The sequence below is a fragment of the Lewinellaceae bacterium genome (assembly GCA_020636135.1).
Taxonomy (GTDB): domain Bacteria; phylum Bacteroidota; class Bacteroidia; order Chitinophagales; family Saprospiraceae; genus JAGQXC01.
Map to the genome: position 1 here is coordinate 3,438,273 of JACJYK010000001.1, position 26,452 is coordinate 3,464,724.

23 protein-coding genes are annotated in these 26,452 nt (G+C 48.9%); 18 read left to right on the plus strand and 5 right to left on the minus strand.

Features of this window, described 5'->3' with window-relative positions; all coding sequences use genetic code 11:
- Positions 1–49: 49 nt before the first annotated feature.
- The 9 genes from H6570_13260 to H6570_13300 all read left to right on the plus strand — a co-directional run bounded on the left by H6570_13260 (position 50) and on the right by H6570_13300 (position 9,578).
- Positions 50–892 (plus strand): serine/threonine protein kinase, encoded by an 843-nt coding sequence (locus H6570_13260; protein MCB9320245.1) that lies wholly within the window; start codon positions 50–52, stop codon positions 890–892.
- Positions 893–913: 21 nt separating this feature from the next.
- Positions 914–1,759, plus strand: a complete 846-nt coding sequence (locus H6570_13265; GenBank protein MCB9320246.1) for a Stp1/IreP family PP2C-type Ser/Thr phosphatase — start codon at positions 914–916, stop codon at positions 1,757–1,759.
- Complete coding sequence (locus H6570_13270) at positions 1,756–3,567, plus strand: protein kinase (protein MCB9320247.1); 1,812 nt, start codon at positions 1,756–1,758, stop codon at positions 3,565–3,567. The genes H6570_13265 and H6570_13270 overlap by 4 nt, the downstream gene beginning before the upstream one ends.
- Before the next feature lie 39 nt (positions 3,568–3,606).
- A complete protein-coding gene (locus H6570_13275) occupies positions 3,607–4,254 on the plus strand; it encodes an outer membrane beta-barrel protein (GenBank protein ID MCB9320248.1) in 648 nt (215 codons plus the stop codon).
- Between the two features lie 27 nt (positions 4,255–4,281).
- A complete protein-coding gene (locus tag H6570_13280) occupies positions 4,282–5,133 on the plus strand; it encodes a hypothetical protein (GenBank protein MCB9320249.1) in 852 nt (283 codons plus the stop codon).
- Between the two features lie 149 nt (positions 5,134–5,282).
- A complete protein-coding gene (locus H6570_13285; protein MCB9320250.1) occupies positions 5,283–5,597 on the plus strand; it encodes a hypothetical protein in 315 nt (104 codons plus the stop codon).
- A 44-nt stretch (positions 5,598–5,641) separates the two neighbouring features.
- On the plus strand, positions 5,642–6,796 hold the full coding sequence (gene grrM / locus H6570_13290; protein MCB9320251.1) for a GRRM system radical SAM/SPASM domain protein: 1,155 nt from the start codon (positions 5,642–5,644) through the stop codon (positions 6,794–6,796).
- A gap of 303 nt (positions 6,797–7,099) precedes the next feature.
- Complete coding sequence (locus H6570_13295) at positions 7,100–7,753, plus strand: response regulator transcription factor (GenBank protein ID MCB9320252.1); 654 nt, start codon at positions 7,100–7,102, stop codon at positions 7,751–7,753.
- Positions 7,740–9,578, plus strand: coding sequence for a hypothetical protein (locus H6570_13300; GenBank protein ID MCB9320253.1), 1,839 nt, complete (start codon positions 7,740–7,742; stop codon positions 9,576–9,578). Before H6570_13295 ends, H6570_13300 begins: the two co-directional genes overlap by 14 nt.
- On the opposite strand, the gene H6570_13305 is transcribed toward H6570_13300, so the two are convergent.
- Both H6570_13305 and H6570_13310 read right to left on the minus strand, forming a co-directional pair.
- Complete coding sequence (locus tag H6570_13305; protein ID MCB9320254.1) at positions 9,575–9,847, minus strand: zinc ribbon domain-containing protein; 273 nt, start codon at positions 9,845–9,847, stop codon at positions 9,575–9,577. The genes H6570_13300 and H6570_13305 overlap by 4 nt on opposite strands.
- A 72-nt stretch (positions 9,848–9,919) precedes the next feature.
- Positions 9,920–11,407 carry a sulfatase gene (locus tag H6570_13310; protein MCB9320255.1) on the minus strand — a complete coding sequence of 496 codons (1,488 nt, stop codon included), beginning with the start codon at positions 11,405–11,407 and terminating at the stop codon, positions 9,920–9,922.
- 239 nt (positions 11,408–11,646) lie between these two features.
- Between H6570_13310 and H6570_13315 the strand changes: the two genes are divergently transcribed.
- The 7 genes from H6570_13315 to H6570_13345 all read left to right on the plus strand — a co-directional run bounded on the left by H6570_13315 (position 11,647) and on the right by H6570_13345 (position 20,543).
- Positions 11,647–13,443, plus strand: a complete 1,797-nt coding sequence (locus H6570_13315) for an FAD-dependent oxidoreductase (GenBank protein MCB9320256.1) — start codon at positions 11,647–11,649, stop codon at positions 13,441–13,443.
- Positions 13,419–15,251 (plus strand): 2-oxoacid:acceptor oxidoreductase subunit alpha, encoded by a 1,833-nt coding sequence (locus tag H6570_13320; protein ID MCB9320257.1) that lies wholly within the window; start codon positions 13,419–13,421, stop codon positions 15,249–15,251. The genes H6570_13315 and H6570_13320 overlap by 25 nt, the downstream gene beginning before the upstream one ends.
- Complete coding sequence (locus tag H6570_13325) at positions 15,248–16,300, plus strand: 2-oxoacid:ferredoxin oxidoreductase subunit beta (GenBank protein ID MCB9320258.1); 1,053 nt, start codon at positions 15,248–15,250, stop codon at positions 16,298–16,300. The genes H6570_13320 and H6570_13325 overlap by 4 nt, the downstream gene beginning before the upstream one ends.
- Before the next feature lie 126 nt (positions 16,301–16,426).
- Positions 16,427–16,939: a DinB family protein gene (locus H6570_13330; GenBank protein MCB9320259.1), complete on the plus strand. Its 513-nt coding sequence runs from the start codon at positions 16,427–16,429 to the stop codon at positions 16,937–16,939.
- A gap of 257 nt (positions 16,940–17,196) precedes the next feature.
- Positions 17,197–17,661: a T9SS type A sorting domain-containing protein gene (locus tag H6570_13335; GenBank protein ID MCB9320260.1), complete on the plus strand. Its 465-nt coding sequence runs from the start codon at positions 17,197–17,199 to the stop codon at positions 17,659–17,661.
- Positions 17,658–19,715: a hypothetical protein gene (locus tag H6570_13340; GenBank protein ID MCB9320261.1), complete on the plus strand. Its 2,058-nt coding sequence runs from the start codon at positions 17,658–17,660 to the stop codon at positions 19,713–19,715. The genes H6570_13335 and H6570_13340 overlap by 4 nt, the downstream gene beginning before the upstream one ends.
- Positions 19,716–19,784: 69 nt before the next feature.
- Positions 19,785–20,543: a DUF481 domain-containing protein gene (locus H6570_13345; protein MCB9320262.1), complete on the plus strand. Its 759-nt coding sequence runs from the start codon at positions 19,785–19,787 to the stop codon at positions 20,541–20,543.
- Positions 20,544–20,578: 35 nt separating this feature from the next.
- On the opposite strand, the gene H6570_13350 is transcribed toward H6570_13345, so the two are convergent.
- Positions 20,579–23,788, minus strand: a complete 3,210-nt coding sequence (locus H6570_13350; GenBank protein ID MCB9320263.1) for a sialidase — start codon at positions 23,786–23,788, stop codon at positions 20,579–20,581.
- Between the two features lie 225 nt (positions 23,789–24,013).
- Here H6570_13350 and H6570_13355 point away from each other — a divergent pair, with 225 nt between their 5' ends.
- Positions 24,014–24,409, plus strand: coding sequence for a hypothetical protein (locus H6570_13355; protein MCB9320264.1), 396 nt, complete (start codon positions 24,014–24,016; stop codon positions 24,407–24,409).
- A gap of 100 nt (positions 24,410–24,509) precedes the next feature.
- On the opposite strand, the gene H6570_13360 is transcribed toward H6570_13355, so the two are convergent.
- Complete coding sequence (locus H6570_13360; GenBank protein MCB9320265.1) at positions 24,510–25,067, minus strand: DUF2202 domain-containing protein; 558 nt, start codon at positions 25,065–25,067, stop codon at positions 24,510–24,512.
- Positions 25,068–25,527: 460 nt separating this feature from the next.
- Positions 25,528–25,791 carry a hypothetical protein gene (locus H6570_13365; GenBank protein MCB9320266.1) on the minus strand — a complete coding sequence of 88 codons (264 nt, stop codon included), beginning with the start codon at positions 25,789–25,791 and terminating at the stop codon, positions 25,528–25,530.
- Positions 25,792–25,964: 173 nt separating this feature from the next.
- On the opposite strand from H6570_13365, the gene tnpA reads away from it, so the two are divergent.
- Positions 25,965–26,426, plus strand: a complete 462-nt coding sequence (gene tnpA / locus H6570_13370) for an IS200/IS605 family transposase (protein MCB9320267.1) — start codon at positions 25,965–25,967, stop codon at positions 26,424–26,426.
- Positions 26,427–26,452 lie beyond the last annotated feature (26 nt).

Genomic DNA, 26,452 nt, shown 5'->3' on the forward strand with positions numbered 1-26,452 from the left:
CTCCCCGCTACTTAACAGTACGAATCTGCAAATCTTAGATAACCTTACGATGAACGCACTCAAACATAAACTACGGGATCTGCTGATTATTGAAAGACTAGGATCCGGTGCAATGGGAGATGTTTACCAATGCATTGACCAGAGCACCGGAAAGCCGGTCGCAGTAAAATGGCTCCACCGTTCCGATATGAGTAAGCGTTTCATCGAAGAAGCACGAATCCTGGCCTCCATCCACCACCCTGGTATTGCACAGTTCATCAAATTCGAGCAACATGAAAAAGAGGCCTATCTGGTCATGGAATATGTGGAAGGTCTGACCTTGGAAAAACTAATTCAGCACCATGGAAAATTACCGGAATCGTTCGCTTTAAAAATCACCCTTCAAATAGCTACAGCATTAAAATACCTGCATGACCAACAAATTATTCACCGCGATCTGAAAGCGTCCAACCTCAAGATCACAAAATCCGGGCAGGTTAAACTGCTGGACTTTGGAATAGCCAAAGCGCAATTTTCTGAAAAACTGACAGCTGAAGGATTTGTCATCGGCTCAACGCCCTATCTGGCTCCTGAACAATTTAAGCAGGATTATTCCCATAAAATCGATCTGTGGGCCCTGGGCATTTTACTTTATCAAATGTTGACGGGACATCTTCCTTTTTCAGCTGCCACGGAATTCGAATTGCGTGCTAAAATTCAAAAGGGAGATTATTTACCTCTGGAAATATTTTCTCCCGGGCTTAATAAATCAACCAAAAAGATCATCCGGAAATTATTAGCGGTACGACCTGAAAACCGCTGGAGCGCCAATGAATTGCTCCAGCAAATGGAGGGTAAATCGGCTGGCGCATTCTGGAATAAATGGATCGAAAAATTGAAAACAAACCGATAAAAAGGCCATAAAAATTATCACATGTTCTGGCGTAAAAACAAAAAGTCAACCAAGCCCGAGTCGAAAGAATCTACCGACTATCGCGCCATTGCGCTGACCGATCTGGGCAATATCCGGACCAACAATGAAGATCAGGTCCTCTTCTACCGGCCTACCGATCCGGGCCAGCGCAAAGCAAAAGGTCATCTGGCGATCGTAGCAGATGGCATGGGAGGGCACGCTGCAGGTGAAGTGGCCTCCTCCATGGCAGTAAAACTGATCAAACAAAATTACTACGCAGCAACACTTCCTACTGCGGACGCTTTAGCGAATGCCATGGTCCAGGCTAATCAGGCAATCTTTCAGGAAGCCAGCCGCTCCGAAAAAAGACTGGGTATGGGTACTACCTGTACCGCCGTCGCGATCCTGGATAATGCATTATTCGTAGCACACATCGGTGACAGCCGTGCCTATCTGATGCAGGATAATCACCTCTACCAGCTCACCACCGATCATACTTATGTACAGGACCTCCTGGATGCAGGTAAAATCGACCCGGTTGAAGCTGTTCACCATCCGCAACGCAATGTCCTCACCCGCGCTCTGGGCACCCAGGCTGACCGTAAAGCAGACGTGTTCCGTGCCGAATTTCCGATGACGCCCGGCAGTCAGTTACTGCTTTGTACCGATGGACTGTACGAATATTTTACCAGCGAAGAAATGCTGCAAATCTTGTCAACCTACAAGCTGCACGAAGCAGCCGAACGACTGATACAGGGCGCCAAAGATCGCGGCGGTCACGACAATCTCACGGTCCTGTTGGTCACTACCCTGGAAGAAAATACCGTCTCCGAATATCCTACTCAATTTCTAAACGAAAGATCATGATCGGGCAACGCATAGGCAATCTGCAAATTATTGAACTCGTCGGAGAAGGCGGAATGGGTACCGTCTACCGGGCAAAAGACATCATCCTCGAAAGGGAGGTTGCAGTTAAGGTCCTGCATGAACACCTTAGCCGCGATGAAGTGCTCCTCTCACGCTTTAAAAATGAAGCACTGTTATCCGCACGGATCAATCATCCCAATGTCGCCACACTGTACCAGTTTATGGAAGTGGATGAAAGGGATTACCTGGTGATGGAATACGTCCATGGATACAACCTGGAGAAAATCCTCAAACAGCGGCCGGAACTGCCGGTGAAGGCTATCGCCCAGATCCTGCTGCAACTGGCTGAAGGACTTCAGCATGCCCACACCAAAGGAATAATCCACCGGGACATCAAGCCGGGTAACATCATGATCAACCACGAAGGCTATGTCAAGCTGATGGATTTTGGCATTGCCCGCCTGGAAGCAAGTGCGCGGATGACCAAGATGCATCACGTCATTGGAACCACGCATTATCTGGCACCCGAGCTGCTGCAGGGTGCATCACCCTCCGTGGCATCAGACCTTTATGCCGTCGGTATGGTAGGTTATGAAATGCTGTATGGCCAGCTGCCTTTTAATGGAAAATCCGACGCTACGCTGGTCACCGAAATCCTCCAAAAGACCCCTTCATTCAGCCTGAAATACAATTCAGCCGATGCCCTGAAATTGAACCGGATCATCAAAAACCTGTTGCAGAAAAATCCGGCAAAAAGGTACGCGTCGACGGGCGCACTGATCACTGACCTGGAAGAAATCGCCCGCTACGGCCGCATTCAATGGGAAGAAACCGCAGCCAGGCCGGATACAGGCTTTGCCGGTCAATGGAATACTCCGGAGTGGATAGAAAAAAATATCCGGCAGCCGGCAACCGCTCTGTTGAGGCAATTTCACTGGAGATCCCTGGAAGGGAAAATCATTCTGGCTTCTATGGCCTGTGCGCTCATCCTGTTATTTGTCAGCCTGGTCAGGCCAAAACACGACAACCTGCAGCTGGAAGAGGAACTTACCGGTCATAGCAAGGAGCTGGCTACGGATGACCAGATCTCCCAGGCGATGAATGCGTGGTCTTCCCAGCAAAATGAGACACTCCGGGAGTCGTCTCCCACGGAAATTCCGACCGAAGAAATAAAAGATGAAAACCCATCCAAAAAAGAAGATGAAAAACCCGCAAAAAAGCCACCCCTTAATGCCCGGGAAAACGATCCACCGAGGACCCCAGAGGTTCAGGAGACAAAACCTTCCGACCCCATCAATACTTCCGGAGATAATCCGGTGACGAAAGCCTCCCCTCAACAACCGGAAAAAGAAATCAAGTCTCCGGAAAAAACCACAGCAGTGCCACCGGCAAAGGAAATGGTGGAATCAGTGCCACCGGTCAAAAAATCACGGACTATTTCCGTCCAGATCCCTTCGATGGAAATTGACGGTTCATTTGCCAAATCCGTATCCTCAGATAACAGCCAAAAAAATGAAACCATTTATTTGATCAATCAAACTCCGGTCTATGCCGGTGGCGAGCTGGTCATTGCCAGAGGCGCCCGCATCCGGGGCATTGTCAAGGACGCACGCTCTTCGCGTGACCGGGCTAAAGCATTCCTGGCAGTGCAGTTTATCCAGGTCGAAACCGTCGATGGGCAATGGATCCCCATCCAATATCCCACCTACAGCAACAATGGTTATGAAGAAATCATCTTCCACGAAGGTGCCGTAGTTCAAAAAATGAAAATTAAAGGCCGTACGGCTCAGATAAAAATCACCGAATGAAAATTGTCATTAATCATTAAAAAATAAAAACCAAAAGCGATGAAAATAAAGAATTACTTCCTTGGCCTGACCTTTTTATTATCTGGAATTTCCGGATTAAAAAGTCAGGAATTAAAATCCAGCACTTACGGGTTTTCTATTGGTGTTCTTGGAAAACACACGCAGTGGTCCACCGGAAGCAGTTTTTTCCAGGGCCTCAATGAAGCGGCACCCAGCGCCTGGGGCTTCGGTGCCAGAATTGGCTATGGTTTTACGGAAAAACTGGAAGTTTCACTGGCCTATTCAAAAGCAAACCATTTGAACAGTGATCTCAAAAATGATTGGTCCGCCTATTCGAGCCAGATGGTCCTCCTCAACCTGCGCATCAACTTCGGAGCCACCTTAAAGCCTGTCCGGTTATACCTCGAAGGGGGTGCCGGGCAATCCATGCTAAAAATGGATCCGGTCTATTTACCGGATGATTTCTACACCCAACAATATCTGCTCAAATTATCCGGACTTGCCTTAAATGCAGGCGCAGGACTCCTTTATTATCCCATGCGGAACCTGGCGATCGACCTGGGGTTCTTCGGCCGCTTTGGTCAATACAGTAACATCACCGCCAGCGGCATCGAATACGACCCGGGAGAGAAAACTGACTTTCAATTCTTAACGACCCAACTGGGGATAACCTACTACCTGCAATAATTATCAACAATCAAAAAAACATACGACATGCAACCAGGAATGAAAATATTCAGCTCACTACCCGTGGACGAGCGCATCGAATTAAGCCAGGGCACCAGGCAGGTCCAGGAACTCAATGGACTTCCTGCCGCCGAAAACACCTATGTGCCAGCCCTGCCATGGCGCAAAATGACGAAAACGGAAGCCGGCATCCTGCTCGCGAAATCCGATGAAAACCTCCCCTACCAAAGTATCGGGCTCTGGAAACTCCCCGCCACCCTGATCGAGGCCTGGAAGGCAACCGGGATCCATACAGCAAACAACGAAGCGGAAGTATTGCAGGTCATGCACCATCCGGCCTACGCCACCGCGGTAGCCAAAACCGAATCCTGGGCTCTGGAATTTCAGCGGACTCCGGAGCCCCTGATCACCCACCGGATCGCCTGCATCCCAAAAGGATTGGAAACGGTAACCTATAATCCAAAGGAGAAACGATACCTGGGCTTGCATCTGGACAGCTGGGAGAAACAGCCGCTGGATGAACTGCCAACCACCCGCAATCGCCTCTGCATTAACCTGGGGCAAAGTCCACGTTATTTTCTGTTTATAAACCAGGAGATCCACCAGCTGCAGCAACTTTGCAACCTTCCCCGGGAATCCAGGCCGCGGACACTGATCCAGGCTTTTCTGGAGCGATTCCCGGACTATCCCGTGGTGCGCATAAAGCTACAACCCTTCGAGGCCTATATCGCACCGACCGAGAACATCATCCACGATGGCAGCTCGGTCGGCCAGCAATACCAGGATGTTCAGATCACCCTGCGGTCCTATTTTAACGTAAAACCTGCGCAAAGAATCTCATTATTTCAGCGTGTCAAAAAGCTATTGGTACCAAACTAGATAACACAGGGGATATCCATACAGGTTTACCCTGATACCGGAATCTACGTATCCTCCAGGGGAAATCGGTGGAAGCCGGGATTTAGCCTGAGCCGCAGAACCCGGATCTTTGATTCAACAAATTATTCACCTTTAAAAAACAACATATCATGTCAACCTTGAAAAAAATCTTCGTCGTCGTTTTGGGATTAGTTCCATTCGGTTTGTTTTCAAAACCGGTCCACAACACTCCGGAAACATTCAATGACCGCGTGCTGCGTATCCGCCAGTCCATCCAGGCCGCTGACCGTACTGATCTTGACAAATCCGTTAAAAATTTGGTGTACGCCAGCCAGCAACCCGGTGATGCAGCTTCTTCCTGGGACAACTGGGACAATTGGGGCAACTGGGATAACTGGGGTAACTGGGACAACTGGGCAAATTGGGACAACTGGGGTAACTGGGATAACTGGGGTAACTATTGATCCAATTCGCATCGCTTAACCAAAACTAACGCAAACCATTCGTCATGAAGAGCAATCACACCATCGGACCGGTTGAATTATTGATCCTGCAGGGATCTCCCTTTTGCAACATCAATTGTAAGTATTGCTACTTGCCGGACCGGATGAATAAGCGCCGGATGGCTCGTGAGACGGTCGAGAAAACCATCGACCGGTTGATGGCAGATCACTTATTCGGTACCGAGGTCAGTGTAGTATGGCATGCCGGAGAACCACTGGCTGTTCCACTCGCCTACTACCAGGAATTATTTCCGCTGATCCGTGAAAGGATTCCTGCCGCCGTACGGGTGAATCACCACATCCAAACCAATGCCATGCTTTTAAATGACGAATGGTGTGCGTTCATCAAAGAAAATCAAATCCACGTAGGTATCAGTGTGGATGGACCTCAATTCCTTAATGATATCAACCGGCTGACCCGTTCCGGGAAAAGTACTTTCAGCAAGGTCATGGAAGGTATTGCCTACCTGAACGCCCACGACATCAACTACCACGCCATTGCCGTGATCACCCAGGAAGCCATGCACCACCCGGATGAGATCTATTCCTTCTTTAAAGATCTGGGTGTCACCAAACTGGGTCTGAACATAGAAGAAATAGAAGGCATTCACACCCACTCGTCGCTGTCCATGGATGATACCGCCCTTGAGCTGGTGGCACAGTTCTATAAGAAACTCTATGAGCGGCAACTGGAGGATGACCAGCCCCTGCATATACGTGAACTGGATGACGCAAAACGCAAATTACTGGCTATACCACTGGATTATTTTTCACTGCACGGCACGACCCAGCAGAATAACCCCTGTCAAATCGTCTCAGTGGACATCGACGGGAATTTCTCTACGTTTTCTCCCGAATTGCTGGGACAAAAGGATGACGGCTACCAGAATTTCATTTTAGGCAACGTGCATGAGACTGGCTTCCGTGAGGCACTGAATAGTGCACTTTTTAAAAAATGGTTTGGTGAGATTATGCTCGGCATCCGCAATTGTGAAGAAAAGTGTCCCTATTTTTCTTTCTGCGGCGGTGGTGTACCGGCCAATAAATATTATGAAAATGCTTCCTTCGAGAGTACCGAGACCATCCAATGCAAATACAGCATCCAGACACCGCTGGAAATAATCACCTCCCGCCTGGAAGAAGCGCTTCATCCATCCTGACATCCCGCTTCTCCTACCCTTTGGTCATTTCGTCTCCGGAATCGGCGTTTTCGTCTCTATTCCGAATGGTTCACTTTCAGGGCTAAAAAAAGCAGTGTATTTTGGACATTGATCGCTCAGGATCTACAGACCACTGAAGCAATAAGATCAAAATCCGGAACAACCATTTTCTATAGGTATACCTGTAGATTCTATTTGGAAAAAATGAGGGTATCCTGTTATTGGCGATAATACCTGTTAACCCCAACTTTGTCCTGTTAAGGGTAAAGTATTGTCCTGAAGCAATAAAAACCGGAGAAATCCATGAAAAACAATACCATTCGCATTGCCCTGGTCGATGATCACCAAATCATTTTGGACAGTTTGAGCTTGCTGTTTAATATGATCGAAGGTGTTGAAGTAATAGCAACGTTTAATGATCCGCGACAGGTGGTTGAAGGACTTAAGAAGGAGCAGCCAGATATCCTGATCACTGACTTTTCCATGCCGTATATGAATGGTGTACAACTCACGTTGCAGGTGAAGGATGCCTATCCGGAACTTAAAGTTATTATGCTCACGGTTGCAGACCAGGGCGATGCCGTCCAGGATGCTTACCGCGCCGGAGTCTCCGGCTATGTCATGAAAAAAGCAGACCGCAAGGAACTGGAACTGGCGGTAAAAATGGTTGCCGGTGGCCAGATGTACTTCAATCAGGAAGTCATGAAGTCCCTGCTCACCCAGCCTTCCACCCACCACCAGGATCTGCATGCAGAAGAAAAGCTGAGCCAGCTGACCAAACGGGAACTGGAGATCATACAGCTGATCGCCCAGGAAATGTCCAGTGTAGAGATCGCGGAGAAACTATTCATATCCGTAGGCACCGTCGAGACGCACCGGCACAACATCATGCGAAAACTGGATGTCAAAAACGTCATCGGTGTCATCAAATTTGCCATCAAGTATGGTCTGGTTTAGACATTTGATAACGCGGATCACCCTGGGGTTAATGGTGATCACCTCTGCCCATACTTATGGAACAAGTCAGAGTAACGCCTACCTGGATTCTCTGGCCAGGTTATGTGATACTCAGGCGGATCAATTGGCTAATGGTTTGGATACGACCTACATCTGGAACCTGAATCGTACGGTGGAACAAATGGCTTACAGCCGGGATAACCGGATGAACGATTACATTCAGCGATTTGCCGATTACACCAAACAGTTTACTTCTCCGCTGGCTACCGGTTTATACCTGCGCGCAAGGGCCAGGATTGAAGACCGCTCCGGACTGTTTAACGCCGCACTGGACGACTATACAGTGGCCATAGATAGTTTGAAAATTGCGAAAATAGACCCCGGAGAATTAGCCATGACCTACGTCCACATGGCGTTTCTGATCAGTAATTCGGGCTCGCCGGATCAATGCATCAAAATACTGGAGCAGGCCAGACCGTATGCGGAAGCATCCGACTATGCCCTACCCTTGTACTATATCCTCGATTATTTAGGAGACTATAATTATTACAGTGCTTTTCAGGTTGAAGACTATCCGAAAGCATTGGGCTATTACGAACAAGCCAAAAAGCTGATCGAAAAAGATCGTTTGGAAGGAAAACGTGCGGATAATTATGCCGGCCTGGCCAACGTGTATTACCGACTGAAAAACAATAAGCTTGCCGACCACTACTGGCATCTGGCTGATTCGCTGGCCCAGGCGGAAGGCAATGTCAATTACCGGTATGGACTCTATATTGACAAATCAGAAATTCTGCTGGACCAGGGAAAGGATGATGATGCGATTGATCTGGCACAAAACGCTTATGTATTTGCGAAAGAGACAGGTTGGCCGGAATTAATTGCACGATCAGAAAATCAACTTTATTGGACTTATCGTTCGACAGGAAATTTTGAGAAAGCGCTGGATTATTTCGAAAAATATTCCAACACCCAGGATAGCATGAATAAACAGGAATTATTGAACCGCTATTCGGAACTGGAGGCAAAATACAATAATGAAAAAAATGCGCAGCTGATCACGGAACTCAACAATAAGAACCTTAAACAAACCCGTAATTTTCTGGTAGGCATTCTTATTCTCAGTTTTATCCTGGTGAGTATAGCTTACTGGGCCAATGTCCGGCTGCGGGAGAAAAATAAATTATTATTAGCCAAAAACAAAGAGATCCTGGAGGCCCAGATTAAAGGTCAGACGATGGAAAGACAACGGGTAGCTTCGGAACTTCATGACAACCTGAATACCAAGGTGGCAGCCATCCGGTGGCAATTGCAGGCCTTAGAAGATTCTTCAGATGAAAAAAATCAAAAAATCATCACCAATTCTCTGAAGCTGATCAATGATGTTTACAGCGATATCCGATTTATTTCCCATAATCTGATGCCGGATGAAATCGAGTCCATTGGCATCATCCCTGCCCTATCCAATCTGATCAACCAGCTCAATAGCAGTAACCGGGTAGCATTTAATCTGATCGCCGATATTGATGAATTTAAATTGCCTCAGGGTTATACTTATCCGGTCTACAACATCACCTTTGAGCTGATCAATAATGTGCTGAAACATGCCAACGCCGACCATGCCTGGATCAGCCTGTCGAAAACGGATAAGGAGGTGGTCATTACGGTAAAGGATGACGGTAAAGGATTTCAGATGAACGAAGCGAACGGCGGTGTAGGCTTAAAGAATGTACGATCCAGGGTAGAGCATCTTAATGGTACCATCAACATAACCAGTTCTCCCGGTCAAGGCACCAAATCTACGATACAAATCCCGATATCTTAAGTGTTTCCATTCCACCGTTTGAGACCAGGCAATGTGGTCTGAGCCAATTGTTCTGCTGAATTCCGATCAATACCCATCTTGACGGCAATCGCAACGTTTTTTGCTATTTTCTCCCCGAGGGTAATGCCTGCGTCGGTAAATGCTCCATTCTGGTAACAATAACGGCAGTAATCTGCACTGGCCGTACCATCTGCTTCCTTACCGCGATCTTCTGGTCGATGCAAGGGCATACCACAGGACTGACAAATGCTAGCTGAATCTGTTTTCATAGATAACGTGGTTCTCTTTTATGGAACAATTTCTTTTCGGAATAAGTTGGCCTGCATTTATTTCTTCTCTGTTTACAAATGCGGATAAATATTCCGTCCGTTGTGCTTATCGACCGGCATGGGCGCGCCGACCTGGAGCAAATATTCGTGCAGTGTTTTCATCAGCTGGGTGGTAATCTCCGCCGATGCCATCATGAGGTCATTGGTCTCGCCTACGTCATTCTGCAGGTCAAATACCATGGCCCGCTGACGATCATAATCATAAATCAATTTGTACCGGTGGTAACGGATGGCGCTGAATGGGCCAATGATGCCCGGATACTGATCCCGGATGCTTTTCGATGCCCAGTAATGCGGAAAATGCCAGATCAGAGCCCGGTCCTTTATATTTCCGGTCCGGAAAAAGAGGGGTGTCAGGTCTACCCCATCGATCAGGCGGGGTGTCTGGTCTGCCAAACCCGCCACAGAAAGGAAGGTGGGCATAAAGTCGTCGGTGATCACCGGGACGTCAGATTTTGTCTTGGACTTGATTCTACCCTTCCAGGCAACCAGCATGGGTACGCGAATACCTCCTTCCCGATTGGTTCCTTTACCGTAGGCCAACGGATAATTCGTGGTCGGCGGACCGGCATGCGTCGCCAGGCCTCCGTTATCGCTCATAAATACGATCAGGGTATTATCGAGCTGTCCATCCCGCTCCAGCGCGTCCAGGATCTTACCCAGGCTGGCATCCATGCTTTCGACCATAGTTGCATAAGCTTGTTGCGCCCGGTTGTGGATCGTATCTACATAAGGAGCAAGCCGCGTAGTATCCCCCTGGATCGGCGTATGCAGAGCATAATGGGCCATATTCATAAAAAAGGGTTTGCCGGTAGCGCTGACCGAATCGATCAATTGAACCGCATGAACGGTCAATGCGTCGTTCAGGTACAGCTTCTCAGCAGCTTCCTTGGAAAGGCCCGGCACATGGTGATCGTTATCCGGAGCACCGTAGGGTGGATAATAGCTGGCCGGGTGTCCTGCGTCAGTACCTCCGACGTTGATGTCAAACCCCAGGTTGCGGGGATCTGCCCCCGGTGTGCCTGCGCGGCCAAAGTGTGCCTTACCGATGTGGATATTCACATATCCGGCTTGTTTTAACAGTTTTGGCAGGGTCACATCATTGGGACCGAGGCCGTCAATTTTCCATTCAGGTGGTAACCCCCAACGGGTATGTTCCGTCGAGTCATTATTTTCCCCGGGTATCCAGTTGGTAATGTGGGAGCGGGCCGGATTCATGCCCGTCAGAATGCTGGTCCGCGTTGGAGAGCAAACCGGGCTGGAGCTGTATGCCTGGGTAAACTGCATGCCCATGTCGCGCAGGCGCTGCATATTGGGGGTATGAAAATACCGGTTATTATCAGTGACCAGATCGGCGAAGGGAACACTGGTGTCTGTCCAGCCCATATCATCGACCAGAAACAATAAGATATTCGGCTTCCGGTTATCCTCAGGTTTCGGGTTGCAGTTTATAGTAGTAAATAAGGCAATAAGGAGTATAAGCCAGGAACTGCGCTGCATGCTTCACGATTTGATTCCGGCAGTTAATATAACCCAATTCCGGGAAAGCGATCTGAGGGGCCCGTAATTCATAATACTGGGTACGGATCGCCCCATGGTTTGCTACCAGTTCCAATCGCGGCAAAGTCTGACCCTGAATCATTATGAAATTGTTATATGTTAACAATAAAATACTTTACTTTGCAACAGTCCTAATACGGTATTAACGATTAAATTCTTCATTAAAGTTTTGTAGAACAATGAAGCCTACCAATATCCAGGATCCGGAATATTTCCACAAAGTGGTAGACTGTCAATATGCCTGTCCGGCCCACACTCCCGTTCCGGAATACATCCGTCTGATTGCTGCTGAACGTTATTCGGACGCCTATATGATCAACTGGGAATCCAATGTATTTCCTGGTATTCTGGGGCGCACCTGTGACCGTCCCTGCGAGCCGGCCTGCCGCCGGGGCCGGGTAGAAGACGAGCCGGTAGCCATCTGCCGGCTTAAACGAGTGGCAGCCGATAATAAAGGCGAGGTAAAATCACGGATGCCACAAGCTCCCTCTACTAAAAACGGCAAAAAAATAGCCTTGATCGGTGGTGGACCGGCCTCACTTACCGTTGCCCGCGACCTGGCCCCCTTGGGGTACGAGATTCACCTCTACGATGAGTGGAACAAAGGCGGGGGAATGATGCGGACGCAGATACCTTCTTTCCGCCTGCCGGTAGAAGTGCTGGACGAAGAAGTCAATTACATCCTGGATATGGGCATCCATACCCATTTCAACACCTTTGTTCAATCCATGCGCTCGGTTGTGGAGCAGGATTACGATGCCATTTTTGTAGGCACCGGTGCTCCCAAAGGCCGTGATCTGGAATTACCCGGACGCGCAGAGGCCGGGAAGCGGGTCCATATCGGAATTGAATGGCTGGCAAGTGTAGCTTTTGAACACACCAAATCCATTGGTAAAAAAGTAATCATCCTTGGCGGAGGAAATACAGCCATGGACTGTTGCCGAACTTCCCGTCGTCTGGGAGGCGAAGAGGTCACGGTCGTCGTGCGGAGCCCCTTCAACACGATGAAAGCCTCACCCTGGGAGATCGAAGATGCCCAAAGAGAAGACATCCCGATTTACAATAATATGCCCCCCAAAGAGTTTGTTATCGATAATGGCCAACTGAAAGGAGTCATCTTTGAAAAAGTGGAGGCGGTATTCGATGCCAAGGGAAAACGTTCACTGGTACCTACGGGAGAGCCCGATGTATTCATCGAAGCCGACGACGTGATCATTGCCATTGGCCAGGACAATGCATTTCCCTGGATCGAACGTGATCTGGGTATTGAATTCGGCAGGTGGGATCTGCCCGTTCTGAATAAAACCACCTTTCAGTCCACGCTTCCTAAAGTTTTCTTTGGGGGTGATGCAGCCTTTGGGCCGGAAAACGTGATCACGGCAGTTGCCCATGGACATCAGGCTGCCATATCCATCGATTTATTCTGCCGGGGAAAAGATTTATGGGAAAGGCCTGCCCCCATGACGAACCTGATCAGTCAGAAGATGGGGATCCATGAATGGATGTATGACAGTGCCGTCGTTGCCGACGAGCGCTATGCAGTACCCCATGCCGATAAAAAGAAAACACTTAGCAACCGAAAAGTGGAAGTCGAGCTTGGTTTTGACCAGGTGCTGGGCTTTAAGGAAGCTCAGCGCTGTCTGAACTGCGATGTCCAGACAGTATTCAACACTTCCAGATGCATCGAATGTGATGCCTGCATGGATATCTGTCCTACCTCGTGCATCACATTCACCACCAATGGAAAAGAAGATGACCTGCGTGCCCGGCTGTTAGCACCGGCTGACAACGAATCGCAGGATCTTTATATCTCCGATATCCTGAAGACAGGACGGATCATGGTCAAAGACGAAAATGTATGCCTGCATTGTGGTCTTTGCGCCGAAAGATGTCCCACCGCCGCCTGGGATATGCAAAAATTCTTCTATAACGTAACAAAAGCAAGCTCAGAATGTCTGACGCCAGTTCACGCGTAAATGATTTTGTCATTCGCTTTGCCAACGTAAATGGGACAGGATCAGCCAGCGCAAATGGTCTTTTTGCCAAGGCCATTTACCGCATGGGGATCCCGGTAACACCCAAGAATATCTTCCCGTCCAATATCCAGGGATTGCCCACCTGGTATGAGGTCCGGGTGAGTGAAAAAGGATACCTCGGACGCAGTGGTATCATCGATTTCGTCGTGGCAGTCAACCCGCAAAGCCTGGAAGAAGACATCGCTTCGGTCCGGCCGGGCGGATACATCCTTTACGACAGCTCGAAGCCGCTGCACCGGGAGATGATGCGTGACGATATCCATTTCCTGGGTATTCCGATGATGACCCTGGCGATGAAAAATTTCGCACAGCCACGCGAACAACAATTGCTGAAAAACATCATCTATGTAGGCGCGCTAGCTGCGCTGCTGGACATGGATATGGATGTCCTGCGGGGTATTGTGGCTCAAACCTTCAAGTCCAAAGAAAAATTGATCGGACCAAATAACCTGGCCCTGTCCATCGGATACAACTACTCAAAAGAGAACTTTAAATGCCCTCTGGATATCCGGGTCGAGACCCGTGATCTGATCGGAGATCGTATCCTGATGGAAGGCAATCTGGCCTCTGCTTTGGGAGCGATCTATGGAGGTGCTTCGGTTATGGCCTGGTATCCGATCACACCGTCGACCTCGGTCGCCAGTGCTTTTGAAAAATATTGCAAGCGACTGCGCAAGGATCCGGACACCAATCAAAACCGGTATGCGGTGATCCAGGCCGAAGACGAGCTGGCGGCGATCGGAATGGTGATCGGTGCATCCTGGAATGGTGCACGCGCATTCACGGCTACCAGCGGTCCGGGCGTCTCCCTGATGAGTGAATTCATCGGATTGGCTTATTTCGCTGAGGTTCCGGCTGTTATTGTCAATGTACAGCGCGGAGGGCCATCCACCGGTATGCCTACCCGCACTCAGCAAGCCGATTTGATCAGCTCCGCTTATGCATCCCATGGCGACACCAAACACATTATGCTCATTCCCAGCACCCCGACCGAGTGTTTTGAAATGACGGCCGAAGCATTGGATCTTGCCGATCGCTTCCAGACAGTCATCTTTGTCATGTCTGACCTGGACCTGGGCATGAACGACCACCTGACACCCGACCTTAAATGGGATGATAACCGAAAATACGACCGGGGGAAAGTTCTGAATGCCGAGGACCTGGAAAATATGGAAAAATTTGGCCGCTACCTGGACGTAGACGGTGATGGCATCCCATACCGCACCTTGCCGGGCACCCATCCGACCAAAGGCTCTTTCTTCACCCGTGGAACCTCACGGGACGAATATGCGCGTTACACCGAAAAAGGCGATGCCTATGTGCGTAACGTAGACCGGCTGGTCAAGAAGTGGCAGACGGCCAAGTCCTGGGTACCCAAACCGGAACATTTTGGCAACGAAAATCAACACAACCTGGGTATCATCTTCTTCGGCACGACCTACTACGCTGCCCTGGAAGCCATGGACCTGCTTCAGGAAGAAGAAATTGGTGTCGATGCTTTGCGTTTGAAGTCCTTTCCTTTCCCTGAGGAAGTACAGTCCTTCATCGACAATCATGAAGAAATTTTTGTGATCGAACAGAACCGCGATGCCCAAATGCGGACCTTGCTGATCAATGAACTGAATGTGTCGCCGGCCAAACTGATCCCGATCCTGCATTATGACGGTATGCCTATTCCTGCGACCGACATCTGTGCAAAAATTGTAGCACACTTATCCGTTAATGCCCTTAGAAACGATTCGCTATGAGTTATGTAAAACCTGTATTCAGCCATCCTGAGCTTCCTGCTAACAAAGTTGGTTACCGCAAGCGGGACTATGAGGGTGCTATCTCTACCCTCTGTGCCGGATGTGGGCACGACTCCATCAGTGGAGCTATTGTCCAGGCTTGCTACGAACTGTCGATCGAACCTCATCGCCTGGCTAAATTGTCAGGGATAGGCTGTTCTTCAAAAACGCCAACGTATTTTCTCAGTAACTCGCATGGCTTTAACACAGTGCATGGTCGAATGCCCTCCGTAGCTACCGGTGCCACCATGGCAAACAAAGATTTGCTGTACATGGGCGTGTCCGGTGACGGCGACTCCGCCTCCATTGGTATGGGTCAGTTTGTACATGTGATCCGACGTAACCTCAACATGGTTTACATTGTCATGAACAATGGATGTTACGGCCTCACAAAAGGTCAGGATTCGGCAACGGCAGATTTTGGATCGATCAGTAAAGGAGGATCACAAAATCACTTCCACCCCATCGACCTGGTGGGTATGGCCCTGGAGCTGCGTGCAAGCTTTGTAGCACGGAGTTTTTCCGGTGACAAAAAACAGCTGGTCCCTCTGATCAAGCTGGCGTTAAGTCACCCCGGCTTTGCATTCATAGATGTGCTTTCTCCCTGCGTGACATTCAACAACAATGTTGGCTCGACCAAGTCTTACGAATACATCCGGGATCATATGGAGTACCCTACACCTCCGGATTATGTCCCCAAAGCGAAAGAGATCACAGTGGATTATGAATCAGGCAGCGGGACTGTGGTCACGCTCCATGACGGAAGCACCCTGCGCCTGGATAAACTGGCCGTAGACCACGATCCTACCAACCACCTTGCGGCACTACGTCGACATCAGGAAGCTGTCGCGAATGGTGAGATACTGACGGGATTATTTTATATGAATCAGGAGTCACAGACACTGCATGATCTTTTTAATACGGTTAACGCCCCATTAAACGCCCTGACGGAGCGCGAACTGGTGCCGGGTCAAGCCGCACTCGAGAAGATCAATCAGTCATTCCGGTAGGCAACATTGCTGGTTTTTCATAGTGTTCTCTCTTCAACCTGGCCGGTTGGAAAAATTTATTTGGAATCCAGAGATTGATTAATTTCATAAGGTGATCACATAGCTCACTAACTTAATCCTCGCTTTATGAAAAAACTCATTCTCTTTTGCTGCATGGCGCTCGTGCAATTGGCACAGGCCCAGGAACATACTTTTTACACCGACCTTGCCGGTTTGGTCGGACGCAATCAACAACAATTGGTTGGGCTGGCTCAGGCTTTCTCGGAAGAACAAATGAACTGGCGTCCTGCTGAAGGCGTCCGTTCTACCGGTGAAGCATTGCTGCATGTGGCTGCTTCCAATTACTTTTTCCTGATGACCATGGGCGCAAAAATTCCCGAAGACGTCGATGTCGTAAACATGGAGAAGATTACAGGCAAAGCGAATATCGTCGATGCCGTTGAAAAATCATTTGCATTTCTGAACGATCAGGTTACCATGGGTAAGGAAGCAGACCTGGACGAGGTGATCAAACTGCAGTTTGGCGATTTTACCCGCAGAGCCTTATTAATGCTTATCCTGGAGCATAGCGGCGAGCACAAGGGCCAACTCATCGCTTATGCCCGTTCGAATGGTGTGACACCACCCTGGAGTGAATAAGCAATAACGCCGATTGCGTTTTGTTAAGCCCGTAGCCGGAACCCTGCTACGGGCTTTTTAGTAGCTCCTTATTTACCACCCATATTACTCCGGTAATGAGAGCGCTTGTGACCTTGCCGGAAACACTCATATTGGTTTTTTTTGCTTATATTAAGGTGTGTTCAGCCAAGGGATAATATCGAAACTGAATGCTTACGATTGATTGCACTACCAGTAATTCCTTGGGAATTAATTTGACTAATCGAATTTTACCTGCCATGAGATGGTTTTTACTTTTTCTTTTCATTAGCGTATTCCAGGCTTCATGGGCTCAGCAACTTTCTCCCATGGTTATCTCATCGACCGGAACCACGCTGACCGGAGCCTTTGGTTCACTGGAATTTACCCTGGGAGAACTTGCGGTTCAACCGCTCCAACAGGGAAATCTGCTTACTCAAGGCTTCCATCAGCCCCAGCTGGCCACCAGTACCAGGGTTCAAAACAGTGCCATGGAAGTGACTATCTATCCCAATCCATTTCAATCCACACTGCAAATAGAGCTCGAGAATCCGGAACACCTTTCCTGCAAATTGTATAATTCCCTTGGCGTGCTCGTACGTCAGCAGTCTTTGCCTGGCTCCTCTGCCACGCTGGATGGTTCTGATTTGCCCCCCGGCATGTATTATTTGGAACTCGCTACCTTAAATGGCGAGACCTCAACCATAAAACTCGTTAAGCAATGAAAATAATATCGATTACCACCAGTTCACCCAAGCGATGGTTGCCCATGGTCTTCCTGTTGATCACCGGTGCATTCGCCTTCGGTCAGACACCAATGGCCTTTAACTACCAGGCCGTCGCTCGTAATGCCTCACAGGAGCCATTAACGGATACGGAACTCGGATTGAGGATCTCCATCGTAGAGGCTACCAATCATGCCACCATCCTCTACACAGAAACGCATCACGTCACTACCTCTCCGATAGGCCTGTTTAACATTGCTATTGGGAATGGAGCACCCGTTTCCGGAGACTTTCAGGCCATAGACTGGGGTGCTTCTGTCTTAGAAATGCATGTCGAACTGGACGCTGCCGGAGGAACCTCCTATTCGTCATTAGGGTTCGTGCCCTTGCTATCTGTACCTTATGCCCTGTATGCTGAACGTACTGCGAATACCGATGATGCGGATGCTGACCCAACCAACGAGCTGCAGTCCTTAGCCATTGAGGGGAATGTTCTCTCCCTTTCAAACGGCAACGCAGTCAATTTACCTATTCCGGACTCCGTAGGCACCGTTGATGCGGATGCCGATCCTAACAATGAAATACAGAACCTTACGGTCACTCAAAATGAAACCACCATAAATTTGGGTCTGACGAAAGGAGGCACCGGGGTAACCTTCTCGGTAGCAGACCAGGACAACTCTTCGGATAATGAAATTCAACAATTGAGCCTGGTTGGCCGCGGTTTGTCCCTATCCAAAAATGGAGGGGCAATTGACCTTCCTGTTGATGACGATGCGGACCCGGGTAATGAAATTCAGCACCTGACGCTGGATGGAAATAATTTACACCTGGATAACGGAGGAGGGACGGTAGTTCTGCCTGCCGCTGCTCCCCAGACATTGAATTTGAGTGGCACCAACCTTTCCATCTCCGGCGGCAATCAGGTGGACTTGTCCAGCATTCAGGACGGCGTAGACGATGCCGATAATGACCCTCAAAATGAAATTCAACAACTGACATTGACCACCCTTTTGGATGCAGGCATCGACAATTCAACGCTGTATCAATTGAACTTAACCGGTAATGCAGATCCGGTCACTTTGCCCATCCCCACCTATTGGAATGCTACTTACTTCCTGACGGAGCCTCCTTCCATCGCGAACATATACACCAGCTATCCCGTAGATGTGCAGAATGTGATTACTTCGAATGGCCTTGAAACCCAAAATATTGTGGCGAACGATTTGGTTTTGGGTGATCCCGCCATCCAGGCATTGCATCTCTTCGGTTCTGAAATGCATTTTGATCGCCCCGATGGTAATGATCTGGGTTTCAAATTCACTCCGGATCAAATCACCTATACCGATGCCTTCCCCGAGACCAGAGTCACTCTAAACAAGGAATCACTCCAGTTCGTTAACGGTGCAGGATGGGCGTCCACCAAACTGGGAGGTACTACTACCGGAAAACTGGAGCTATTTCCCGGTGGAGGACTCGGCAGTTATTTAGCAACCAATTATACCTCACAAGGCGGCGGAGAATTGCAGGTCAGTGGCCCTTCCGGCAGAAATGTTTTACTCTCACATCTAACGGATCATGCCGATAATGGATACGTAGCGGTATACAACGGTAGTAACCAAATAAAAGCCGGAATCTACATCAATGCAGCTGGTCAGGGTGTCATTTTTGGGGATATGAAAAACTTCGTGACCGATGATCCTACCGAACCGGATAAGGTCATCAGCTATGTTTCGCTGGAAGGACCGGAAGCGGCGGCATATTGCCGGGGGACCATCAAACTTGAGAATGGCCGTGGAGAAGTAACATTTCCAGATCATTTCCAAAAAATCATCAATGATCAAACCATGACGGTAGTGCTCACTCCATTATCTGCCGACTCAAAGGGTCTGGCGGTCGTCAAGAAGGATGCCACGGGTATAGTGGTTCAGGAATTATGGCAGGGAACGGGTAATTACGAACTGGATTGGGAAGTAAAAGCCGTGCGTAAAGGTTTTGAAAATCACCAGCCAGTTATTCCCCGGGCGTCGATTTTACCTGCAAAACAAAATTAGTAGCAGGTTTCCTCAGGCTTGATTGCCAGGATTGGACAAAATTTGAGCAACGAGTTGTTATCTTCCGGTATGCGGTACATCGTCCTTTCACTTTTTCTGATGATTGGTGGCAGCATCCAGGCCCAACTCGTCAACATCGAAGCCCGGCGGATCCAATCCGATTCGAATAAGGTGGTCTTTAATCTGGGCCTCAACGGCAATTATTCGAACAACGACGGCACCAAACTATTATTGATGTCTACCAACCTGCTTTCCTCATTAAAGACCAAAAATCTGAAGGGGATCTTCCTGTTACTGGGCAACTTTGAATTATCCAAGTCCGGTGAGCAGGAATTTGCAAATAGCTGGTTTGGCCATTTTCGTTACAACCACGAGTTTACACCAGTTGTAAGGGGCGAAGTGTTCGTCCAACTATTGAATAACTCGCTGCTATTTATTGACTTGCGCAACCTGGTGGGTGTGGGTCCCCGCTTCAAGCTAGTCAATTCAAAACCGTTTAACCTGTACCTGGGTACATCCTATATGCATGAGTGGGAACGATCGTCACGCTACGATAGCCGCACGCAGGCGAACCGGTTAAGCTCCTATCTGTCCTTCACACTGAAACCGGGAGAGAGTGGTTTCCAGCTGACGAATACCTCATACTACCAACCCAACCTGGCATATGTTGCCGATTACCGGTTTCTGGACGAAATGCAGTTTGCCCTCGCCATCACCAAACATGTGAGCTTGCTCTATACCATGCGGTATTATTTTGACAGCGCTGCACCGGATGGTGGCTACCAGCGAACTTTAAACCTCACGTTCGGCATCAACTTCAAATGGTAGCCACCAGGAACAAGGCATGATTGCTTACCTAATCATCAATCCCGGGGAAGGGAAATCGGCCCTACTCCCCAATCCTGCAGTTTTTGCAGGAACGGACTGAGTTGATTCGCTTTAAATTGTTCAAAATCCGCTTTCGCTTTTTCCGTCTTTTCATGTAATAACGTCGCCACCAGCTGATGTTGGTCGGTCGGACGAAAATCTACGGAGGATACCCCGGAGATCAGATAATCCAACTGTTCTGCCAGTTCCGCAGGCCAGCGGACAACATCCTGTCCGGTACCTGTGATTTTCAACTGGATCCAATTTCCTTCTAACCCGGTGGCCAGGCTGTCAAGCTGCTGAATGGCTGCAGCAATAGCAGACTTATCCGCGTGTAATCCGGCATATTTCTTCAGGTCATTCAACTGTACCCTGACCAACTCCATTGAATTAACCAGTCCAACGACTTCATTCAGATCGGTACGGATCGTGGTCAAAAGCTGATGCTGGGCCAAAATATCAGCATTGGTCCCTTCGGAATCGGGATCCTTCATCACTTTCAGATTAGAATGGTAGGTGCCGTCCCCCACCATCATGACCACCTGATATTCACCCGGAGGCACTAACAGAGATGCAGGGCCGAGGTGCACTGGCCTGGTGCCATCCTTACCCATCGGCACCCAGTCGGCATATAAGGGTGGTGTCCGCATCATGAGTTTCTTTCCTGGGTCATCCAGTAAATTCCACCATAACCGGTTAAGTCCCGGTTTGGGAGCTGCATGAATGGTCCGTACGGTATCGCCTGCTGCATTGATGATCTTAAAATGGACCGAGTCTTTGACGTCCTGGTTCAGCCAGTAATTCAGACTGACCCCATAGGGGGGATCCTGGCCTTCCGAAGGATCGTCAAATTCCGGCATGATGGCCGTTTTAGGCTGAAAACGGTAGGTATCGTGTACATCAAACAAATGCGATTTGCCTTTCTGGATGGCCGGAGTCAGTTCCTGCAATGCGGAGATATCATCCAGGATCCAGATACCGCGGCCATACGTTCCGATCACCATATCGTTAAATTCTTCCTGGATATCAATCCAATACATCGGCGTGTGCGGCATATTGGTCATCAATTGTTGCCAATGCGCCCCATCATCAAAGGATACATAAAGCATGGATTCGGTACCTAGATACAACAATCCCTGGCGAACAGGGTCTTCCCGCACACACCGGGTATAATTCAGGTTGTCCTGTAGAATGCCATCGGTGATCCGGGTCCATTTCTTGCCAAAATCTTCTGTCTTGTAAACATAGGCTTTGAAATCTCCGACCTGATGGGCTTCAATGGTCAGATAAGCTTTGCCGGCGCTCCATTTGGAAGCGTCGATGTTCCTGACCACCCCGTCACGCGGAATGCCGGGAATGTTGGAAGTGACATCGGTCCAATGCTGTCCTCCGTCCTGACTTACCTGAACGAGACCATCATTCGTGCCAGCCCAGAGTACACCGGCCCTAGCAGGCGACTCATCAAAAGCATAAATGACGTTTCCATATTCGACGTTGATGTTATCCCCCGTCAATCCTCCGGAGAATTTCTGTTTTGCGGGTTCATTTTTGGTCAGATCGGGGCTGATCACGGTCCAGCTTTGACCACCATTGGTCGTCATATGAACCACCTGGCTGGTTACATAAATGGTGTTGTGATCGTGTGGGGAGATCAAAAGGGGGAAGGTCCACTGAAAACGATACTTCACGTCACTGGCTGGATGACCGGTGGTCATTTCAGGCCACACTTCCACATCGCGGTACTGCCGTACTTTTTCATTGTAGCGCACGACGATACCACCCAAAGGTCCGCGGCCGGAAGCACTCGACCAGATGATATCGGGATCAACCGGATCGGGCGTAGCAAAACCACTTTCCCCTCCTCCGATGTCGTGCCACATCCCGCGGGGAATGGAGCTGGGGCCTAACATCCCCTGGGCTTTCGAACGGCTGGGTCCCCGCATGGCCGGTCCATCCTGACGGTTGGTGTAAACATTATAAGGCACATGGGTATCGGTGGTTACGTGGTAAACCTGGGCTACGGCTAATTGCTTTTTAAGCCAGGATTCTCCACGATTCTGGGAAACAGAAATGCCGCCATCGCCGGCGACGATCATCCGGTTGCCATCCAAGGGGTCGATCCACATGTCGTGGTGGTCCCAGTTGGGTTGGTCCTGCGGCGTGATCAGCGTGCGGCCATCATCAATACTTTTTGTCCAGTTGGCTGCGATGAAGTAGACCTCATGGGGATTATCCGGGGAAGCGGCACAGCGGGTATAATAAGCTTGCCGTCCTCCGATATCCCGGTTAGGATTGACCATTTTCCAGCTCTTGCCTTTGTCGTCCGAAATCCATAATTCCCCTGTATCGGTTGGCTTGCCATCCATCGGTACACCATCACCCGTCTCGATCTGGGCATAAACCCGGTCAGGATTAGCTGGTGTCATCGCCAATGCTATTTTACCAAGCGGGCCTTTAGGTAGTCCGTGACCTTCCAGGCGTTGCCAGGTGGTTCCGCCATCGGTCGACTGGAAAACACCACTTCCTGGTCCGCCACTATTGCGCACCCAGGTACGCAGTTCAAATTCCCACATCCCTGCGAACAGGATCCTGGGATTCGAAGGATCCATAACCAGGTCGGAAGCGCCGGTATTGTCATTGACGTGCAGCACAAGTTCCCAGGTTTTGCCTCCATCGGTCGTGCGGTAAATACCTCTTTCCTTTTGCGGAGCATACCCGTGGCCCAAAGCTGCTACATAGACGATGTCAGGGTTAGTGGGATGAATGATAATCCGGCTCACACGACCGGGAAAATCAAGTCCGATATGTTCCCAGGTTTCGCCACCATCCATGGACCGCCACACTCCGTCACCGATCGAAACATTTGACCGGATGAAGGGCTCACCGGTTCCGGCCCAGACAATCTCGTGGTCCGAAGGTGCAACCGCCAATGCTCCAATGGCATGGACCGGTTTGTCATCGAAGACCGGCTTCCAGTGGATACCACCGTCTACCGTCTTCCAGATACCTCCGGTGGCGGCGCCTGCAAAATAGGTCAATGGATCACCCGGAATACCGACTGTACATGAAATACGGTTTCCGAATGGCCCGATATGGCGAAATACCAAGGACTTTAATTCCGTGGAATCGATGGTCTGGCTGTTTGCTGACCAGGCGATCAAACTAAACACCACGGTGCTCAGATAAAGGAGAGTTTTTTTCATCATTATTACCTTCTGTTTAATTTCCTTAACCGGAATGGTTTACTTCCGAGAAAAATACAGATTTTGACTAGCAATTCATTCATTCCGGACAATAACCTAGATCATTGATTGCAGTAAGCCAAATCAATCCGATTGCAACAATCCGGGCTGATATTCGTTGTCTAGTGGATAATTTGCAACACATCGTTGTATTGAGTTCTTTTTTAAATCGCTAAAAAGCAAAATGGCATGAAGTATTTGTTTGGATTAGTAGGCCTCATCGGATTAATGATGATGCCAAATCAGATGCAAGGACAGAGTATTTTTGAACAATGGCCTGCACTGGATGAGTTTCATGGAGTTATGTCCCAGACTTTCCATCCCGCTGAAGAGGGAAACCTGGAGCCCATCAAAACACGTTCTTCAGAAATGATCACGAAAGCGAAAGCCCTGGCGAAATCAACCGTTCCTGCAGCTTTTGCCAGCCCGGCCATTACCATGGCAACGAAGAAACTGGTTAAAGGAAGCAAATCGCTGGACAAATTGGTCAAAAAAGGAAATGATGAAGCTATCACGGCATCTCTGGTCGGATTGCATGATGTATTTCATGAAATCGTAGGTCTGTGCCGGGGTGATGACCATTAAGGATATGCCTAAAGTATTCCCTACCTGCTCCAAACTCCAATTGAAAGCAAAAAAGTAGTCTCCGGACTACTTTTTTGCTTTCTGGAGCTTTGTATTACAATTAATCAATACCCGTCTCCTGTGCGCTGTTAATGATGGCCAGGTATCTTTCTTCAGAGAGAAGTTGCGGCTGATAGGTTACACCTTCCATATCCAGGTTCCGGACAAAAGCACGAAGGTGATTACGCGATCCCTTTTGCAGGTTTTCATAGACCAAAAGAATATCCTGGTTGTCAGCAAGCTCAATCTGCTCATCCAGATCCAGAATATCCAGTTCTTCGATCCAGGCTCCTGTTTCCAGTGCAGCAATTAAGGATAGGCTGCTGGCAATCTTCAGGCTGTCGAAAAGCGATTGAAGGGCCTGATCCGAAAAGACACCGGTTTCATCCGACGTAATGGGATCCGGCAAACTGTATTTCTCCAGCAGATAGCCAATCCCGTCCATGTGGGACTGTTCGCTGGTGGTGATGTGTGCGAATACCTGGCGATTCCAGAGGGTATTCGAGATGGAATAAACATCGCGTGCCAGTTTTTCTTCTTCTCGCATCCAGGACATTCCGTCTATTTCCGCTTGTGACAGCGGTTCTTCGGGCAACTGATAGACCAGGTTTTCCAGCAAACCGCGGTCTTGGCTGATTTGGTTCTGGGGCTCGGTGGTTTCCTTCTGGCATCCGAATGCAAGTAACAGCAGTGCCAGGAGCGGGAAGGCAAGTTTAACGATTGGTGTTTTCATGATATTGTTGTGTTAGATTCAAAGGGTAGTACGCAGCATAGTGGTCGTTTCTTTGTAACCGAGGTCACATAGGAAGTATTTTGTTGTTCGCTTTTCGCTTTTCGCTTTTCGCTTTTCGCCTTTCGCATTTCGCTTTACACTTGCATCGTAAACACGTAAGCACGTAAATACGTAAATACATTACTGCTATTGGCTATTCGCTTTACGCCTTTCGCTTTTCGCTTGCATCGTAAACACCTAAGCACCTAAATACGCAAATACGTCACTGCTATTGGATGTTCGCCTTTCGCTTTTCGCTTGCATCGTAAACACTTAAGCACGTAAATACGTAAATACGTTCCCTGCCTCAGTCCTGGTGCAGATCATCGATGACCTGTTGCTGAATGTCTTCGTCGCCATTGTAGTTGTGCAGTTTAGCCTGACATTTCTGGCAGGTACCCAGGTGGATGAGCGCGCGACGGTAAGCCTCTTCATTTTTACGCAGTTTCCCGTGCATCAATGCCCGGATGGTCTCATCCGTAAGGTGTTCACGCTGAGCGAGCACCTCGACCACGATACGGTAGATCGTGTAAAGCAGAAATGCGGCAAGGACGAGAAAGAGAAGATTCATGGGATGAAGTTAAGGAAGAAAAAGAAATGAAGGATGGTGGTGTAAGGTGGGTGGTCCGGAGGACCGCTAACTAGGGAGTTTGCATAACTTAATCTCCAGGTAGCGGTCCCCCGGACCGCTAATGCTATAGCCAACGAATTTTCTTAAATTTAATAAATCAATAAACTCCCATTATGCCCGACACCTACTCGCAGATCTTCCTGCATTTCATTTTTGCAGTAAAAGACCCGGAAGAACTCATTCGCGAAGATATCCGTGAACGGGTAGAACAATACATGACTCGCCTTATCCAGGGTAAAAAATGCCGGCTTATGGCTATTTACTGCATGCCGGACCATGTGCACCTGCTCATTCAACTTCATCCAACAATAGCGCCGGCCTTACTGGTTCAGGTACTTAAAGTCGAAACCACCAATTTCATCAATGAAAACCGACTGACAGACAATCACTTTTACTGGCAACATGCTTATGGTTGCTTCTCACATTCAAGAGAAGAGCTTAAGCGGATACTCGCCTTCATCCGCGAACAGCCACAGCACCACAGCGCTAAGAATTTCCGGGAAGAATACCTGGAACTGCTGACGTTTTATCACATCGATTACCAGGACGAGTACTTGTTTGCCTTTTTTGAATGAGATCAACGCCGGTCCGGAGGACCGGC

Bases quoted from the DNA above. Each gene is read 5' to 3' on its own strand.
- H6570_13300 (MCB9320253.1), top strand. From the start codon at position 7,740: ATGGTCTGGTTTAGACATTTGATAACGCGGATCACCCTGGGGTTAATG.
- H6570_13295 (MCB9320252.1), top strand. From the start codon at position 7,100: ATGAAAAACAATACCATTCGCATTGCCCTGGTCGATGATCACCAAATC.
- H6570_13285 (MCB9320250.1), top strand. From the start codon at position 5,283: ATGTCAACCTTGAAAAAAATCTTCGTCGTCGTTTTGGGATTAGTTCCA.
- H6570_13260 (MCB9320245.1), top strand. From the start codon at position 50: ATGAACGCACTCAAACATAAACTACGGGATCTGCTGATTATTGAAAGA.
- H6570_13355 (MCB9320264.1), top strand. From the start codon at position 24,014: ATGAAGTATTTGTTTGGATTAGTAGGCCTCATCGGATTAATGATGATG.
- tnpA (MCB9320267.1), top strand. From the start codon at position 25,965: ATGCCCGACACCTACTCGCAGATCTTCCTGCATTTCATTTTTGCAGTA.
- H6570_13330 (MCB9320259.1), top strand. From the start codon at position 16,427: ATGAAAAAACTCATTCTCTTTTGCTGCATGGCGCTCGTGCAATTGGCA.
- H6570_13340 (MCB9320261.1), top strand. From the start codon at position 17,658: ATGAAAATAATATCGATTACCACCAGTTCACCCAAGCGATGGTTGCCC.
- H6570_13315 (MCB9320256.1), top strand. From the start codon at position 11,647: ATGAAGCCTACCAATATCCAGGATCCGGAATATTTCCACAAAGTGGTA.
- H6570_13305 (MCB9320254.1), bottom strand. From the start codon at position 9,847: ATGAAAACAGATTCAGCTAGCATTTGTCAGTCCTGTGGTATGCCCTTG.
- H6570_13325 (MCB9320258.1), top strand. From the start codon at position 15,248: ATGAGTTATGTAAAACCTGTATTCAGCCATCCTGAGCTTCCTGCTAAC.
- H6570_13365 (MCB9320266.1), bottom strand. From the start codon at position 25,791: ATGAATCTTCTCTTTCTCGTCCTTGCCGCATTTCTGCTTTACACGATC.
- H6570_13275 (MCB9320248.1), top strand. From the start codon at position 3,607: ATGAAAATAAAGAATTACTTCCTTGGCCTGACCTTTTTATTATCTGGA.
- H6570_13270 (MCB9320247.1), top strand. From the start codon at position 1,756: ATGATCGGGCAACGCATAGGCAATCTGCAAATTATTGAACTCGTCGGA.
- H6570_13265 (MCB9320246.1), top strand. From the start codon at position 914: ATGTTCTGGCGTAAAAACAAAAAGTCAACCAAGCCCGAGTCGAAAGAA.
- H6570_13345 (MCB9320262.1), top strand. From the start codon at position 19,785: ATGCGGTACATCGTCCTTTCACTTTTTCTGATGATTGGTGGCAGCATC.
- H6570_13350 (MCB9320263.1), bottom strand. From the start codon at position 23,788: ATGATGAAAAAAACTCTCCTTTATCTGAGCACCGTGGTGTTTAGTTTG.
- H6570_13335 (MCB9320260.1), top strand. From the start codon at position 17,197: ATGAGATGGTTTTTACTTTTTCTTTTCATTAGCGTATTCCAGGCTTCA.
- H6570_13310 (MCB9320255.1), bottom strand. From the start codon at position 11,407: ATGCAGCGCAGTTCCTGGCTTATACTCCTTATTGCCTTATTTACTACT.
- H6570_13320 (MCB9320257.1), top strand. From the start codon at position 13,419: ATGTCTGACGCCAGTTCACGCGTAAATGATTTTGTCATTCGCTTTGCC.
- H6570_13280 (MCB9320249.1), top strand. From the start codon at position 4,282: ATGCAACCAGGAATGAAAATATTCAGCTCACTACCCGTGGACGAGCGC.
- grrM (MCB9320251.1), top strand. From the start codon at position 5,642: ATGAAGAGCAATCACACCATCGGACCGGTTGAATTATTGATCCTGCAG.